Below are 15,945 nucleotides of genomic sequence, written 5' to 3' on the forward strand. Positions count from 1 at the left end.
GTACCCGGCCCGGTGGATGGGTGGGGGCCAACGGCGGGGGCGAGACGGTCACGCTCACACCAGCTCCTTTCCACGTGTCTCCGGCAGACCCACCAGCGCCAGCACCGCGACGCCGTATCCCGCGGCGCCGAGGACCAGGGCGCCGCCGACGCCCCAGCTGTCGGACAGGAATCCGACGAGGGTGGGCAGGAAGGCGCCCACCGCACGGCCGCTGTTGTACGTGAAGCCCTGGCCGGTCCCGCGCACGGCGGTCGGATACAGCTCGCTCAGGTACGAGCCGAAGCCGCTGAAGATCGCGGACATGCAGAAGCCGAGCGGGAATCCGAGGACGAGCAGCAGGCCGTTGGCCCCCGACGGGATGTTGGTGTAGGCCACGATTCCGGCCGCCGAGAGGACGGCGAACAGCGTGATGTTGTTCTTGCGGCCGATGCGGTCGGTCAGATATCCGCCGGTGAGGTAGCCGATGAAGGCACCGGATATCAGGAACGCGAGATAGCCGCCCGTACCCACGACGGTGAGACCGCGCTCCGTCTTGAGATATGTCGGCACCCATGTCGCGAGCGTGTAGTAGCCGCCCTGGACGCCGGTGGACAGCAGGGTGGCGAAGGCGGTGGTGCGCAGCAGGTCCTTCTTGAAGATGGTGGAGAACGATCCGCGCTCGGTGCTGCTGCGGCGCTGCTTGGCCGCCTCGGGCGCGTCGCTGACATTGCGCCGAACGTACACGACCAGCAGGGCGGGCAGGGCGCCCGTCCAGAACAGCACGCGCCAGGCGGTGTCGGCGTCGAGGAACGCGAAGACCAGCGTGTAGACGATGACCGCGAGCGCCCAGCCGGCCGCCCACGCGCTCTGTACCGCGCCGAGTGTGCGGCCCCGGTGCTTCGCCGTCGCGTACTCGGCGACCAGGATCGCGCCGACGGCCCACTCACCGCCGAAACCGAGGCCCTGGAGCGCGCGGAAAACCAGCAACGTCTCGTAGTTAGGAGCGAAACCGCACAGAACGGTGAAAACCGCATAGGTGATCACAGTGATCATCAGAGCCTTCACCCGGCCGATGCGGTCGGCGAGGACCCCGGCGAGCGCGCCCCCGATCGCCGAGACGACCAGTGTGACCGTGGTGAGAAGTCCGGTCTGTCCGTTGTCGAGGCTGAAGTACGCGGAGATCGCCACCATGCTCAGCGGCAGCGTGAAGTAGTCGTAGGAGTCGAGGGCGTAGCCGCCGAACGCGCCGCCGAAGGCGCGCCGGCCCTGCGGGCCGAGGGAGCGGAACCACGCGAAGGTGCCGGTGTGCTCCGGCAGTTCGCCGTGCTTCAGCTGGGCCTGGGTCGTACTCATCTGCACCTCGCTGAGGGGAGGGAGTGCCGTCGGATGCCTTGGGGAGTGCCGGTGGGGCGTGCGCTGGGAAGTGCGTTCGTGAGCTGCTGGGGAGTGCGTTCGGGAGGGTGTGGGGAGTGCCTTCGGGAGGGTGTGGGGAAGTGCGTTCGGGAGTCTTGCCGGGCTGTGTGGATGCTGCACGAGTGCCCATGCGGGCCGAGCGGTGACGCCAACGTAGAGGATTGTTGAACGATCCGACAAGGGGCGCGTTGAGACGTTCGAGCTTCTACGATGGATTCCGTGCGCCGGTGTGAGCTGCCCGGCGAGGGAGAGAGGGCGTTGTGGGGACGACGGAGCCCGTTATCGGCGGACTGGCTGACGACCGCCCGCTGTTGGGGCGCACGAGCACGGCCGAGCGGGTGGCCGACGTCCTGCGCACCCGCATCGCCGAGGGCTATTTCCCGCCCGGCGAGCGGCTGTCGGAGGACAGCATCGGCAAGGCGCTCGGCGTCTCGCGCAACACGCTGCGCGAGGCCTTCCGGCTGCTCACCCATGAACGGCTGCTCGTCCACCGGCTCAACCGCGGCGTCTTCGTGCGCATGCTCGCAGTCAGGGACGTAGAGGACATCTACCGCACCCGGCAGCTCGTCGAATGCGCCGTCGTGCAGGGCCTCGGCGAGCCGCCCTACGACCTCGCCGAACTCGACGCGGCCGTCACCGGTGGCGAACGCGCCGCGCGCGCACGCGACTGGAAAGGCGTGGCGACCGCCAACATCCACTTCCACCGAGAACTGGTGGCCCTGGCAGGCAGCACACGCACCGACGAACTGATGCGCGGCGTCCTCGCGGAGCTCCGTCTCGCGTTCCACGTCGTGGACGACCTCCGCGGACTGCACCAGCCCTATCTCGTGCGCAACCGGGAGATTCTGGAGGCGCTGCGCGCCGGCGAGCGCACCAAGGCCGAACGGCTCCTCGCCGACTACCTCGACGACTCGCGGGCCCGGCTCGTCGAGACGTACGCAGGAGCCGTCCTCGAAGTGGACGAGACGTAGCAGGCCCCGGCGCAGGCGGCGGGACCTGCGGGCGCGGAGCGTGCGGGGCTTGCAGCGCGCGGGAGCGGTCGCTTCTGCGCCGTTTTCTCCGTTGTCGGTGCGAGGACCTAATCTGTGCACCGTGACTTCGCCTGCCCCGACGGAATTCGTTCCGCCCCAGCTCAGCGCGGGGCCGCGGCCCGCGCAGGGCCCGGCCGCCGACGAAGGACTGGCGCGGCGTCTTCGCGCGCTCGCCTGCACCGCTCCGCTGCACGACCTCGACGCCCGCAAGGCCAACCTCGCCGGGGAGTACACGGTCTACGCGATGGCCGAGGTCGCCCTCGCCGCGATCGACCTCGTCACCCTCCACATGGACTTCGACACCGGAGCCGACCACGACCAGATAGTGGCCCGACTCCTCCCGCGCGTCGCGGCCCAGGCACCGGACCGTCCGCAGGCCGAGCACGAGCGCGTCGCCCGCTGGGTCCTGGAGAACCTGATCAACGTGGGCAGCGTGGACCGCGGATTCCGCGCCGTGTACGGCACCTTCGGCACGGACGGCGTCTACACCCGGCGCGACTACGACTTCAAGCTCATCGAGGAAGTCCCCGGATACGGCGGCAGCGTCTATCTGCGCACGACCGACGAAGCGGTCAACGTCCTCGTCGGCGCACTCGACACCGACGTCACCAGCGCACAGATCGCGGCCGAGGTGAAGCTGGAGATCCTCATCAGCAGGGGCCGCCTCGCCGACGCCCAGCTCGCCGCCGAGCAGGCGCGCTACCGCACCGTGCAGTACTCGGAGACCCTGCGCCGGACCCTGGAGGCGACCCGGCGCAACGTACGCGCGGTCGACTGGCTCAACGCCGTCCCCGACATGATCGCGGAAGCCCTCGACCACGTCGCCGACCGCTACCGCCACGAGAACGCCATCCTGACCAACATCCGCAAGGCCCGCGACGAGGCCGAGGACCCCGAGCACAAGCGCCGCGCCGCCGAGCTCGTCGACATCGTCAAGGACTGCATCCGCCGTCACACCCAACTGCAGTCCCGGCTCCTCGAGGCCGGTCCGCTCTTCCGCGCCGAGCAGGACCGCCAGGCGTTCGCCCGCCCCACCGCCCGGACCGGACTCGACCTGTACGGCCAGCTGGTGGCGCCCCTGCTCCCCCTGCCCGTCGCCTCGGCGACCCGCGTCACCGACGCCTTCTTCGCACGCGGCACCGGACCGCGCACCCCCGCCTCCGTCCGCGTCGGTGACCTGATCGACCTCTTGCTCACCCCGCCGCCGGAGCGCGAGCACCTCGGCGCGGAGATGCCGGAGCCCGACCTGATCGCCACCCCCGACGACAGCCGCTTCAGCGAGGAGCAGCTCGCGAGCGCCATGGAGCTGCTCGACCTGGAGCACGACGCACCCCGCCGGCTGTCCGGTCTGCTCGCCGATGCCCGCCGGACCGATCCCGAGCTGCCCTACCTCGTCGCCCTGCTGGCCGTCCACGCGGCGAGCCCGCCGGTCGGCACGGCGTACCGGCAGGGTGAGCAGCGCCTGCTCTTCGCCGTCGACGACGGTACGGAGCTGGACGACCGCGAGTTCGGCGGAGCGGACCTGATCGTGGGCACGGCGCTGCTGGACGCGGCAGGCATGGCGGCGGACCGCACGGAGGGAGTGTGACGTCTCCACGGGCCGCCACAGGCGGCCCCCGCTCGCACCCGCACCACCACCGCACGAAGGAGCAGCGACCGTGACCGAGCAGCACGCAGACCACGCCACACCGTGGCGTGAGGCCGACGCGCCGCTCGGCCCCCCGACCGGCCCCATCTCCGCCCCCACCGGACCCGCACCCGGCCGCGGCACGGGCACCATCACCCCCGCCGACGCCGCCGACGCCGCACGTCTCGTTTCCTTCGGCCTCCAGCCCAAGCTGCTCCCCGCCCGCGACGCCGAATATGCCGACCTCCTGCGCCGCTACCGCGAGGACACCCCCTTCGCACGCCTCGCCGACGCCGTCGCCACCGGCCTCGGCCTCGTCGTGCTGGAGGTCTCGCCCCGCGCGGGCATGGCCGTCACCGCGGCCGAGGACTCCGTCTTCGCCGTCCGCATGGGCGACTATGCGCGCCGGGCGGCCCCCGACTCGGCCGACCGCTTCCTCCACGGGCTGGCCCATCTCGCCGTCGCCGCGATGGCCTTCCCGCGCCCCGAGGACCTCGCCGACGACGGCTACATCGGCCGGATCACCGTCAACGGCGTGGACGCCTTCGTCCGGCAGGCCTGCCGCCGGCTGGAGGAACGCGCCGAGGAACAGGGCGAGAACAGCGACCCGGCCAGCGACGCCCCGGGACTGGAAGCGGCCTGGCGGGTGTACGCGCGGCGCAGCGCGACAGGTGCCACCAAGGACGCCCGCCGGCTCGCCGGATCCACCACCGGCATCGTCGGCAAGGCGGTTGCCTTCCTCACCGACTCGGGCTTCCTCCAGCGGACCGGCGACGACGCGGGCGGCGCCTACCGCACCACCGCCCGGTATCAGCTGCAGGTGCGCGACATGGCCGGGAGCGCCGCGATGACCGAGCTGCTGGAGCTGGGCGTCGTCGCGGTCAGCGACGGCACGGCGACGCTCGTCGCTCCGCCCGACGGCGAGGACCTGGAGCTGGTGGCCGACGCGGGGCTGCCGTTCCACGCGTGACCGCCCCCGCCTCGCCGTTCCCGGCGTGACCGCCCCGCCTTGCCGCCGCCGCGCAGCCGCCCCCCACGCGTCAGACGCCACACCGCTGACGAAGCCAGAAGAAGACTGAGAGTCCGCCGCCATGTACGAGTTGTCCCGGGTCCGCCTCTACTCCATCGGTCCTGCCGGTGCGCGCTACGCCGACACCGTGCTCGACCTGCGCGGAGTCGGCGAGCCGGTGCCCCACCCAGCTCCCGCGCAGGCGGAGTTCTTCGAGGAGGAGCCGGTCGGTCCGCCCCGCCGCCCCGCGCCCGCCGGCGTGCTCTTCCTGGAGAACGGCGGCGGCAAGTCCGTCCTCCTCAAGCTGATCTTCTCCGTGATGCTGCCCGGCCATCGCAACACCCTGGGCGGCGCGAGCTCCGGTGTGCTGCGCAAGTTCCTGCTCGCGGACGACTGCGGACATGTGGCCCTGGAGTGGCAGCACACCCAGACCGGTGAGCTGGTCGTCGTCGGCAAGGTCAGCGAGTGGCGCGGACGCCAGGTCTCCAACGACCCGCGAAAGTTCGCCGAGGCCTGGTACTCCTTCCGGCCCGGCCCCGGACTCAGCCTCGACTCCCTCCCCGTCGCCGAGTCCACGGCCGTGCGGCCGCCCGCCGAAGGAGCCTCCGGAGCACGCGGCCGCCGCCGCACCATGAAGGGCTTCCGCGACGCCGTCACCGAGGCAGGCAAGGTGTATCCGCACCTCGACGTGTACTGGGAGGAGATCCACGACCGCTGGAACGAGCACCTCGGCGACCTCGGCCTGGACCCCGAACTGTTCCGCTACCAGCGGGAGATGAACGCCGACGAGGGCGAGGCCGCAGGCCTCTTCGCGGTCAAGAAGGACTCCGACTTCACCGACCTGCTGCTGCGCGCCGTCACCGACACCCGGGACACCGACGGCCTCGCCGACCTCGTCAGCGGCTTCGGCAACAAGCTCGGCCGCCGCGCCGAGCTCACCGCGGAGCGCGACTTCACGGCGGGCTCGGTCGACCTCCTCGGCCGGATCGTCGAGGCCGCCGAGGCACGTACGCGGGCGCGCGACATCCACACGGGCGCCGAGCGCCGCACCCGCACCCTGGCGCGCCGCCTCTCCGCCCGTGCCGCGGAGGAGCGGGTCCGCGCCGCCGATCTCGCCCGGCAGGTGACGGCCGCCGCGCACACGGTCACCGAGGCCGACCAGGCACGCAGCCGCAGCTCCCTGATCGCCGCCGAACTGGCCTACCGGCACGCCTCCCTGGCCCTCACCGTCGCCGAGAAGGGCGCCGCGGCACAGCGCCGTGAGCTCATCGACGCACGCACGCTGCACTCGGCCTGGCAGGCCGCCGAGGCCGTGCTGCGCCACCGCGCCGCCGCCGACCGCTCCGCCCGCGTCGCTGCGGCCATCCGCGAGGCCGAGCGGGACGCGGCACCCGCCCTGGCCGCGCGCGCCAAGGCGGCAGGAGATCTCGTAAGCGCCCTGCACAAGGCCGCCGAGGAGGGCGAGCGGGTCGCCAACGAGGAGGAGGAGCGCTCGCGCGCTCTCCAGGAGACCGGTGAGGCCGCTCATCGTGACGCCACGGTCGCGGCCACGGAGGCCCAGCGCGCCCGCAGCGAGATCGGCCACCTGCGCCAGCGCCTCGCCGAGGTCGAGCAGGAGACGGCGGAGGCGGTGCGGGCCGGATGGCTCGACGACACCGCGCCCGATGCCGACCCGGCCCGCGCAGCGCTCGCGGCGAGCGACGCGGAGAAGACCGCCGTCGCCGCGTGGGACACCGCCCGGGAGACCGCGCGCAGCACGGCCGAGCGCGCCAGGGAAGCGGCCGCTGCGGAGTCGCGCGCGGAGCTGACCGCCGCACGCGCGGAGGATGCGGCGCAGGCCGCGGAGAACGTGTACGAGGCGGAGCGCCGCGCGGCCGAGTCCATCGCGGAGGACGGCCGGCTGGCGGATCTGCTGAGCATCCCAGCCGTGGAACTGCCGGGCCCGGCGGTACCTGCGCCGCGCGCCCCCGGCGCAGTCCCCGCGGACCACGCCCCCGGCCAGCGGGCCACAGCTCACGTGCCTCCCCCCGGTGCCGCCGTTTCGACCGAGGGCGCTCAGCCCGGCCACCGAGCTGAGGCCGGCCACGGCACTGAGGCCGACGCCACATCGGGACCTGCCGGCCCCGGGGCGCCACTCACGGGTGGTGCCGCTGTCTACGGCGGGCATGCCCAGGGCGACGCCAGGTCGCGGCATGGCGGTGCTGGATCCGCGACCGAGGCGGGCGCCTCGACACATGGCGATGCCGGCCACGCCCAGGGCAGCGCGCCACGCTCAGGGCACGGTGAACCCGGGGCTCCGACGACCGGGACCGCAGGTGCGTCCGGCGGGACATCCGGACACCCCCTGGGTGACGGCGGCCACGCCGCTGAGGCCGACGCCACATCGGGACCGGCCGGTGCCTCAGGGCACGGCGATGCCGGGTACGCCCAAGGTCACGCGGCCCGTTCCGGGCACGGAGGCCCCGGGGCCGCCGCCGTAGCGCACGGTGGGGCTCCCGCAGGCGCCCAGCGCGACGGCGCTGCCGTCCGCGGGCGCGGCGCCACGCCGCGACCGGTCGGCGAGGGCCCCCTCAGCGCTGCCGAGCTCGACGGATTCGCGGACGAACTCCGCGAGTTGCTGGAGCAGTCCGTCGCCTCCGCCGAGCGGCAGCTCTTCGACCTGCGCACCGCCGCCGCCGACGACGCCCGTATCCTCGGCGCTCTCGGTGACGGCGGGCTGCTGCCGCCCGCACCGGACGTGCTCGCCACCGTCGAGTACCTCGGCGAACACGGCATCCCGGCGCTGCCCGGCTGGCGCTACCTCGCGCAGTCCGTCGACCCCGCCGACCACGCCGCCGTACTGGCCGCACGGCCCGAGCTCGTCGACGGTGTCGTGATCACCGACCCCGCCTCGCACGCCCGAGCGCGCGAGGCGCTCGCCGGCGCGGCGCTGCTGCCGCGCTCGGCCGTCGCCGTCGGCACCGCCGCCGCGCTGCTCGCCCCGGTGCCCGCGACGGGTACCGGCACCGAGCAGGACGTCTTCCTCGTCCCGCCGAACCCCGCCATGCACGACGAGGCCGCCGCCGACGAGGAGCGGCACGCACTGCGGGCCAGGGCGACCGCCCGCGACGAAGAGATCCGTGCGCTCGCCGCCCGCCTCGCCGGGGACCGCTCCCTCGCCGCCCGCCTCGCCGCCTGGCGCGACGCCTGCCCGCCGGGCGGGCTGGCCGAGCTCGCCGCCGCCGCGCGCACCGCCCGCACCGCCGCCGCGGAGGCCCAGGAGGTGCTCGCCGAGGCCCGTACGGCACGGGCAGAGGCCGACGAGGCGGCCGCCGACGCCGTGCGTGTGCGGGACGAGCGGCAAGAGGCCGCACAGCGTGCCCGGCGCGCCGCGGACGCGCTCGCCGGCCTCGCGTTCCGGCTGCGTGAACGCGCGGGCTGGCAGACCAAGCTGCGCGAACTCGCCGACGAGGCCGCCGAGTCCGAGGCACGCGCAGCCACCTGCCTGGAACGCGCCAAGGCCGCCGACGAGGACCGCCGTGCCGCGCAGCGCGCCGGTGACGACGCCCGCCGCACCGCCCGCGCCCTGCGCGCCGAGCGCGCCGAGATCGCCGGAGCCCCGGAGAACCTGCCCGAGGACGACGGCGACACCCCGCGCGCCGCCCTGCCCGCACTCCGCGAGGCGTACCGCGCGGCCTCCCAGCTCTACGAGAAGGTGGGCGTCGGCGCCGACCTCCGCGCCGAGCAGGCCCGCGCCGAGAGTGACGAGAGCGCCGCGCTCGCGGAGCTCGACCGGCTCACCAACAAGGTCCGCACCCGCGCCGCCCAGCTCCTCGAAAGCACCGACGGCGCCGACGGTCCCTCCCGCCAGGCAGCCGCCGCCCGCGCCGAATCGCTCGTGCAGATGCTGGAGTCACGGGCGTCCGAGGCGAGCGAGAAGCTCGGCCGCCTCCGAGGCGAGGCCGAGCGGCTGGCGCCGGCCGACGGCGCGGCGCACACCGACCTCCCCGACGACCTCGTGCCCGCCGACGCCGAGCACGCCCAGGCGCTGCTGCGCACGGCCGGCGGCGAACTGGCGGCGCGCACCGAGGCGCTGGAGACCGCCCGCACCACGCATGCCGCGCTGCTCCGGGCCCACCGCGCCGCCGAGGACGCCGCCGGCGGATTCGACGAGACGGCCGCGCTCCTGCGCGACCTGCTCCGCGACCACCAGCAGGACGACGAGACGGCGCGGGCTCCGGAGCCCTTTCCGGGCACGCTGGAGGAAGCCCGCGACTCCGCGGCCGGGGCCCGCCGTTCGCTCCGGGCCTGCGCGACGGACCTGTCGGCCGCCGAGTCGGCGGTACGCGAGGCGAGCGACGTGCTCGTACGGCATGCGAACTCCACGCGGTACGAGCAGGTGCGGACCCCCGCTCGCCAGCAGATCCGCGAACTGCCCGCGGCCGCGTTGCCCGAGCACGCGGCGAAGTGGGCGGAGGCGTTCGCGCCCCGGCTGCGCGTGCTCACCGACGAACTGGCGCAGCTGGAGCGCAATCGTGACACCATCGTGGACCGCCTGCGCGGCCTGGTGGAATCGGCGCTGGCGACACTGCGTTCGGCCCAGCGGCTGTCCCGGCTGCCGGACGGGCTCGGGGAATGGTCCGGACAGGAGTTCCTGCGGATCCGCTTCGACGAACCGGACCAGGCCGCGCTCGCCGAACGGCTCGGCGAGGTCATCGATGAGGCGACCCGCGCCGCCGTACGGAAGAACGCCTCCGCCGCGTACGGGGAGAGTCGCCGGGACGGCATGTCCCTGCTGCTCCGGGGTGTGCAGGCGGCCCTGGAGCCGAGGGGTGTCGCGGTGGAGATCCTCAAGCCGGACGCCGTGCTCCGCGCGGAGCGGGTGTCCGTCGGGCAGATGGGCGACGTGTTCTCCGGCGGCCAGCTGCTGACGGCGGCGATCGCGCTGTACTGCACGATGGCGGCGCTGCGCAGCAACGACCGCGGCCGGGACAAGCACCGGCACGCGGGCACGCTCTTCCTGGACAACCCCATCGGCCGGGCCAACGCGACCTACCTGCTGGAACTCCAGCGCGCGGTGTCCGACGCCCTCGGCGTGCAGCTGCTGTACACGACGGGTCTGTTCGACACGACGGCGCTGGCCGAGTTCCCCCTGGTGATCCGGCTGCGCAACGACGCCGACCTGCGGGCGGGCCTGAAATACATCAGCGTCGAGGAGCACCTGCGTCCCGGGCTTCCCCAGGTCGAGCCCACGGGGGAGACGGTGCACGGCGAGATCACGGCCACGCGGATGTTCAGGCGGGCCGCGGTCCCGGAGCAGGCGGTATCGGAGCCGCACGGGGCCGAGGGGCAGGTGGTATCGGAGCCGCACGGGGCCGGGAAGCAGGCGACACCGGAGCCGCATCGGGCGGTATCGGAGCCGTCCGCGGTCCGGGAGCCGGCAGTATCGGAGCCCCCGGCTGCGGAGGAAGGGACGGCCCCGGCCGCTCCCTGACGCGCCGCGGCCACCCCCGTACCCCGTGGCGCCTCAAGCGCAGCTGCGGCAGTCCCGCCGGGCGCGGTGGGCTCGGTGGGCCCGAGGCTCGTGCGGGTCAGGCCCGGGACAGCCCGCCCGCACCGCGCCTCCGTATTCTGGCCGCCTCGCGCGCGGACGCGCGGGCCGCCCGGCGCGCCCGGCGGCGCTCGCGGCGCAGGTGCCGCGCGGTGCTGCTCGGCTCCGAGAGCACACCGTGGCGCTGGTTCCACACCTGGCGCGTCACCCATACGTCCAGCACGGCCCAGGTCGCCACCACGGTGCTCGCCACACTGCTCAGCACGGTCGGGAACGCCAGCCAGGACCCGGTCAACGACAACAGGAACGCCGCCATCGCCTGAATCAACGTCAGCGACGTGATGATGACGGCCCGGACCGCGGCCGTACGCACCGGGTCCGCCATACGCCGCCTGGCCTTCGGCTCCTCGACCCAGAGCGGGCGCGGCGGATACGCCTCGTCGTGCGCCGACGCCGCTTCCGGCGCGGAGACGGGTGTCTCCGCGCGACGCTCGTGCGTGTCCATGGATCCTGTCACTCCCCACCTCTGTCCAACTTATGGGTGGCTGCCCGGAATCCGTCGTTCTACTCAGGCCGGTCCGGCTCGCACGTCCTCGCACGGCCCTGTATGTCCTTGCAAGGACATGGCCCGCGATCCCCGGAATGCGGTGCCGGCCGAGACGACAGTGAACCCCCGCGGCTCCCCGCACGTATGGACGATCGAGGAGCCGCGAAGATTCCCGTCCGCACCCGCCCATTGCTCTGCCGCGCGCTCCAGTGCACTCCATGGCCGAAGAATTCCGGCCAACTGGTCCGGTCCGAAAAGAGACGCGTCGTCGCTGCCCTGTGGCACACAGGGAAGGCCAACACCGCGAATACCAGGAAATCCCGTAACCAGGGTCACTTTCGTCGGCCGAAAATCGCCCGGACGTTCCTTCGAGTTGTCTGGCGACAGTAGTAGGCTCACGCCGTTTGTTGACCTAACACCCGCCGGAACGGGCCGGGTTGAGCAGGGGGAGGCCATGCGCTTTCGCGGGAAGTCCATCCGCCGGAAGATCGTGGCGCTGCTGCTCGTGCCGTTGCTCTCCCTCACGGCTCTGTGGGGGTTCGCCACCGTCCTGACCGGCCGGGAGGCCGCCGAGCTCCTGGACGCCAGCTCCGTCGCCGAACAGGTGGGCACACCCGTCGAGAACACCGTCGACGCCCTCCAGAGGGAACGTCGCCAGACCCTCGTCTACCTGGCCGACCGCCGCGCCTCCGACGCGCTGCCCGCCCTGAGCACCCGGCGCGACAAGTCGGACGGGGTCATCGCCGCCCTGCGCGACAAGGCCCGGACACAGTCCGTGCGCGACGACATGACGCCCGCGACCGCCCAGCAGTTCACCTCGCTCCTCGACGCGCTCGACAGCCTCGGCGCACTGCGCCGCTCCGTGGACACCAACACGATCACCCGGGTCCAGGCACTCGAGTTCTTCAACCGCCTCGTCGACCCCTCCTACACTTTCCTGCTGACCCTGCACGGACTGGGCGACGCCGAGCTGGAGCGGCAGGGAGCCGGCCTGGTCGGCCTGCTCCGGGCGCGCGAGATGCTCGCCCGCGAGGACGCGCTGGTCGCCTCCACGCTCACCACCCGCAAGGTCACCGGTGAGGAGATACGCACGCTCACGGACCTCGTCGCGCAGCGCAATCTGTACTACGAGCTCAACCTCGCGAGCCTGCCCGCCGAGGACCGCGAGATCCTCGAGCAGTACTGGCGCAGCCCCGAGACCGTGCCGCTGCGCGAGGCCGAGGAACGCCTTATCACCGAGGGCCCGGTGGAACGGCTCGCCTCCGCGGAGGTCGGACGCTGGGAGGAGGCCGCGACACCCGTCCTCGACGATCTGGCGCGCCAGAGCAAGGAGGCCGGCGACCGCCACGAGGACCGCATCGAGCCGGCCGCGTACAGCGTCTTCGTGCGGGCCGGGATCGCCGGAGTGCTCGGCTTCCTCGCCGTCCTCATATCCGTGATCGTTTCCGTCCGCATCGGCCGCGACCTGGTCCGCGCCCTGACACGGCTGCGCAAGGAGGCTCACGAGGTCTCCGGCGTACGCCTGCCCAGTGTGATGCGCCGCCTCGCCGCAGGCGAGCACGTCGACGTGGAGACCGAGGCGCCGCGCCTGGAGTACGACAAGGACGAGATCGGGCAGGCGGGACAGGCGCTCAACACGCTGCAGCGCGCCGCCGTCGAGGCCGCCGTCCGTCAGGCCGACATGCGGCGCGGCGTCTCCGACGTCTTCGTCAACCTCGCCCGCCGCAACCAGGTCCTGCTCCACCGGCAGCTGACCCTGCTGGACGCGATGGAGCGGCGCACGGAGGACACCGAGGAACTGGCGGACCTGTTCCGCCTCGACCACCTCACCACCCGTATGCGCCGCCACGCCGAGGGTCTGGTGATCCTTTCGGGCGCAGCGCCCTCCCGCCAATGGCGCAAACCCATCCAGCTGATGGACGTCGTACGGGCCGCGGTCGCCGAGGTCGAGGACTACGAGCGCATCGAGGTGCGCCGACTGCCCCGTATCGGAGTCGGCGGCCCAGCCGTCGCCGACCTGACCCACCTGATCGCCGAACTGCTGGAGAACGCCACGGTGTTCTCGCCCCCGCACACCGGCGTCCAGGTCCACGGCGAACGCGTCGCCAACGGCTTCACCCTGGAGATCCACGATCGCGGTCTCGGCATGGCACCGGACGCGCTCCTCGACGCCAACCTCCGGCTCGCCGAGACACCCGAGTTCGAGCTGTCCGACACCGACCGGCTCGGGCTGTTCGTCGTGAGCCGGCTCGCCCAGCGCCAGAACGTGCGGGTCTCGCTCCAGCAGTCCCCGTACGGCGGCACCACGGCCGTCGTGTTCATCCCGGCCGCCCTCCTCACCGACGCGCCGGAGACCGAGGGCGTGGGCTTCCGGCTCGACCGCAAGACCGAGAGCGTGGCCGGACGGCGTGACCACGGCAGGCTCGCCCTGTCGAAGGTCTCCTCCGGCCTGACGGGGTCCGCCCTGCTCGACGGGCCCGTGGAACTGGAGGCGCCGGTCGGTGCCCTGGGCCCGGACGATCGCCGCGGGGACCGCCAGCGGACCGGCACCGGCCACCGCGCGGGCATCGTCGACGACGCCCTTGCCGACCTGGAGGACACCGAGAACGAAGGCGGCGGCATCTTCCGCCCGCGCTCCCGCAGCCGCCGCGAGGACACGGGCGGGGGCCGGCCCGCGCCGGGTCCCGGACCGGAGCCGCTCGCCGGACCCCTCCCGCTGCCCCGGCGCAGGCCCCCGACGCTGGTCGCCGACCACGGCCGCCGCGTCGACGAGCGCGGCGCCGCCGGGCGGCACCATCCCGCCGCCGGTACCGACGCACGCGGCGGGGCGCAGGCCGCGGCGCCGTTCGGCCGCGGCGCGCCGCTCAACGGCGGCCCCACCGCGCCCTCCGCGGCGATCCCGCTCGCCGTGGACCGCCGTGACCGGTCGGGGCAGCGGCGGGAGCCCGGGCCCCCGGTCACGGATCTGCCGCAAGCGCCCCGCGACCCGGCACCCGCTCCCGAAGGGACCTCCGCCGCACCGCCGCTGCTGGAGGGACTGCCACGGCGGGTCCGGCAGGCGAGCCTCGCCCCCCAGCTGAGGGAAGCGCCCGAGGCGCCCGCGCAGCCGCCCAGGGGCACGGCCGCCGGGCGCGAGGCCGAGCGCGACGCCGACGAGGTCCGCCGGCGCATGGCGTCCATGCAACGAGGGTGGCAGCGCGGCCGTAGGCACAACGCCGAGGAAGCAGCCGCCGAGAACGGCACGGACCAGGCCACCGGCCCTGGCCGGAACGCACCGGGAACGACATCGGAGGGGGACGGTCGATGACCGCACCGCACGTCGCAGCATCCAGCGCCACCGGCGCACAGCTCGCCGCGAGGGGTTCCGGCGAACTCAACTGGCTTCTCGACGAACTGGTCGACCGCGTCGCCAGCATCCGCAAGGCGCTCGTGCTCTCCAGCGACGGCCTCGCCACCGGCACCTCCCGGGAGCTGACTCGCGAGGACAGCGAGCACCTGGCTGCGGTGGCCTCTGGATTCCACAGCCTCGCCAAGGGCGTCGGCCGGCACTTCGACGCCGGCGCGGTCCGCCAGACGGTCGTGGAGCTCGACGAGGCGTTCCTCTTCGTCACCGCGGCGGGCGACGGCAGCTGCCTGGCCGTTCTCGCCGACGCCGACTCCGACGTGGGCCAGGTCGCCTACGAGATGACGCTCATGGTCAAGCGGGTGGGCGTCCACCTCGTCACCGCACCACGCACCGGTCCGGCCGCCGGGGGGTGAGCGGCTGCCATGAGTGACTCACTCCGCAACAGCCGCAGCCTGCACCACTGGATCGACGCGGACGCCGGTCCCGTGGTCCGTCCCTACGCCATGACCCGCGGCCGCACCGCGCACGACAGCCGCCACCGGCTCGATCTGATCGCGCTGGTCGTGCCCGAGGTGTCGGCCGACGACCCGCTCCACGATCACACCCTGTCCCCGGAACATGTCGAGATCGTCGAACGCTGCGGCGGCACACCGCAGTCGATCGCCGAGCTCGCCGCCGGACTCGACCTGCCCGTCGGTGTGGTCCGGGTCCTCGTCGGTGACCTCGTCGACGACGAACTCGTCCATGTGACCCGTCCCGTACCCCCGGCCGAACTGCCGGACGTGAGCATCCTGCGCGAGGTGATCAATGGCCTTCGGGCGCTCTAGCCGCCGAGAGGCACCGATCGAACCGGTGACTCTGAAGATCCTGGTGGCCGGCGGCTTCGGCGTCGGCAAGACCACCCTGGTCGGCGCCGTCAGCGAGATCAGACCCCTGCGCACCGAGGAGACGCTCAGCGTGGCGGGGCGTCGCGTCGACGACCTCTCCGGTGTGGAGGCCAAGACGACGACCACGGTCGCCATGGACTTCGGGCGCATCACCCTCCGCGAGGACCTGGTCCTCTACCTCTTCGGCACGCCCGGACAGGACCGCTTCTGGTTCCTGTGGGACGAGCTGGCGCAGGGGGCGCTCGGGGCGGTCGTCCTCGCCGACACCCGCCGCCTGGGGGACTGCTTCGCGGCCATCGACTACTTCGAGCGACGGGGCATTCCCTTCACCGTTGCCGTCAACTGCTTCGATGGGGCGAACCGCTTCCCCGCCGAGACCGTGCGGACCGCACTGGACCTGGACCCCGAAGTGCCGCTGCTGATGGGCGACGCGCGTGAACGCGAGTCGGTCAAGGCGATCCTGGTCGCCGTCGTGGAACACGCGCTGGCCCGTGCCGACCAGGCCCGCGAAGCCGTGACGACCTGAGACGTGCCGCCGTCGCGGAAGAGGCACCGGCCCGCGCGGACCGGATCCGC

The 15,945-nt window shown here is 73.3% G+C and carries 10 protein-coding genes; 8 read left to right on the forward strand and 2 right to left on the reverse strand.

Going from position 1 to position 15,945, the window contains the following annotated elements; translation table 11 throughout:
• Positions 1-54 precede the first annotated feature (54 nt).
• The gene (locus ACH5AF_RS25225) at positions 55-1,332 is read right to left on the reverse strand and encodes an MFS transporter (protein WP_398904443.1); all 1,278 of its coding nucleotides are present in this window, start codon (positions 1,330-1,332) and stop codon (positions 55-57) included.
• A 320-nt stretch (positions 1,333-1,652) separates the two neighbouring features.
• Between ACH5AF_RS25225 and ACH5AF_RS25230 the strand changes: the two genes are divergently transcribed.
• From ACH5AF_RS25230 to ACH5AF_RS25245, 4 genes are all read left to right on the forward strand, one after another.
• The gene (locus tag ACH5AF_RS25230) at positions 1,653-2,363 is read left to right on the forward strand and encodes a GntR family transcriptional regulator (RefSeq protein ID WP_398904445.1); all 711 of its coding nucleotides are present in this window, start codon (positions 1,653-1,655) and stop codon (positions 2,361-2,363) included.
• A gap of 121 nt (positions 2,364-2,484) precedes the next feature.
• A complete protein-coding gene (locus tag ACH5AF_RS25235; RefSeq protein WP_398904446.1) occupies positions 2,485-4,011 on the forward strand; it encodes a hypothetical protein in 1,527 nt (508 codons plus the stop codon).
• Positions 4,012-4,081: 70 nt separating this feature from the next.
• Positions 4,082-5,020 carry a hypothetical protein gene (locus tag ACH5AF_RS25240; protein ID WP_398904448.1) on the forward strand — a complete coding sequence of 313 codons (939 nt, stop codon included), beginning with the start codon at positions 4,082-4,084 and terminating at the stop codon, positions 5,018-5,020.
• Positions 5,021-5,141: 121 nt separating this feature from the next.
• On the forward strand, positions 5,142-10,532 hold the full coding sequence (locus ACH5AF_RS25245; protein WP_398904449.1) for a hypothetical protein: 5,391 nt from the start codon (positions 5,142-5,144) through the stop codon (positions 10,530-10,532).
• A 97-nt stretch (positions 10,533-10,629) separates the two neighbouring features.
• On the opposite strand, the gene ACH5AF_RS25250 is transcribed toward ACH5AF_RS25245, so the two are convergent.
• Positions 10,630-11,094 carry a hypothetical protein gene (locus ACH5AF_RS25250; protein ID WP_398904451.1) on the reverse strand — a complete coding sequence of 155 codons (465 nt, stop codon included), beginning with the start codon at positions 11,092-11,094 and terminating at the stop codon, positions 10,630-10,632.
• A 496-nt stretch (positions 11,095-11,590) separates the two neighbouring features.
• Here ACH5AF_RS25250 and ACH5AF_RS25255 point away from each other — a divergent pair, with 496 nt between their 5' ends.
• From ACH5AF_RS25255 to ACH5AF_RS25270, 4 genes are read left to right on the forward strand one after another with little or no spacing between them, the layout of a single operon-like run.
• The gene (locus ACH5AF_RS25255; RefSeq protein WP_398904453.1) at positions 11,591-14,443 is read left to right on the forward strand and encodes a nitrate- and nitrite sensing domain-containing protein; all 2,853 of its coding nucleotides are present in this window, start codon (positions 11,591-11,593) and stop codon (positions 14,441-14,443) included.
• Positions 14,440-14,895, forward strand: coding sequence for a roadblock/LC7 domain-containing protein (locus tag ACH5AF_RS25260; protein WP_398904455.1), 456 nt, complete (start codon positions 14,440-14,442; stop codon positions 14,893-14,895). Before ACH5AF_RS25255 ends, ACH5AF_RS25260 begins: the two co-directional genes overlap by 4 nt.
• A 9-nt stretch (positions 14,896-14,904) precedes the next feature.
• Positions 14,905-15,309 (forward strand): DUF742 domain-containing protein, encoded by a 405-nt coding sequence (locus ACH5AF_RS25265; RefSeq protein WP_398904456.1) that lies wholly within the window; start codon positions 14,905-14,907, stop codon positions 15,307-15,309.
• Positions 15,290-15,895, forward strand: a complete 606-nt coding sequence (locus ACH5AF_RS25270) for a GTP-binding protein (RefSeq protein ID WP_398904458.1) — start codon at positions 15,290-15,292, stop codon at positions 15,893-15,895. The genes ACH5AF_RS25265 and ACH5AF_RS25270 overlap by 20 nt, the downstream gene beginning before the upstream one ends.
• The last annotated feature ends 50 nt before the right edge of the window (positions 15,896-15,945 follow it).

It is taken from the genome of Streptomyces sp. NPDC018833, from assembly GCF_044390825.1.
Lineage (GTDB): Bacteria > Actinomycetota > Actinomycetes > Streptomycetales > Streptomycetaceae > Streptomyces.

What these genes read in the sequence shown, in the direction of transcription:
- ACH5AF_RS25250 (WP_398904451.1), bottom strand. Translation starts at nt 11,094, where the DNA reads ATGGACACGCACGAGCGTCGCGCGGAGACACCCGTCTCCGCGCCGGAA.
- ACH5AF_RS25225 (WP_398904443.1), bottom strand. Translation starts at nt 1,332, where the DNA reads ATGAGTACGACCCAGGCCCAGCTGAAGCACGGCGAACTGCCGGAGCAC.
- ACH5AF_RS25245 (WP_398904449.1), top strand. Translation starts at nt 5,142, where the DNA reads ATGTACGAGTTGTCCCGGGTCCGCCTCTACTCCATCGGTCCTGCCGGT.
- ACH5AF_RS25265 (WP_398904456.1), top strand. Translation starts at nt 14,905, where the DNA reads ATGAGTGACTCACTCCGCAACAGCCGCAGCCTGCACCACTGGATCGAC.
- ACH5AF_RS25270 (WP_398904458.1), top strand. Translation starts at nt 15,290, where the DNA reads ATGGCCTTCGGGCGCTCTAGCCGCCGAGAGGCACCGATCGAACCGGTG.
- ACH5AF_RS25260 (WP_398904455.1), top strand. Translation starts at nt 14,440, where the DNA reads ATGACCGCACCGCACGTCGCAGCATCCAGCGCCACCGGCGCACAGCTC.
- ACH5AF_RS25255 (WP_398904453.1), top strand. Translation starts at nt 11,591, where the DNA reads ATGCGCTTTCGCGGGAAGTCCATCCGCCGGAAGATCGTGGCGCTGCTG.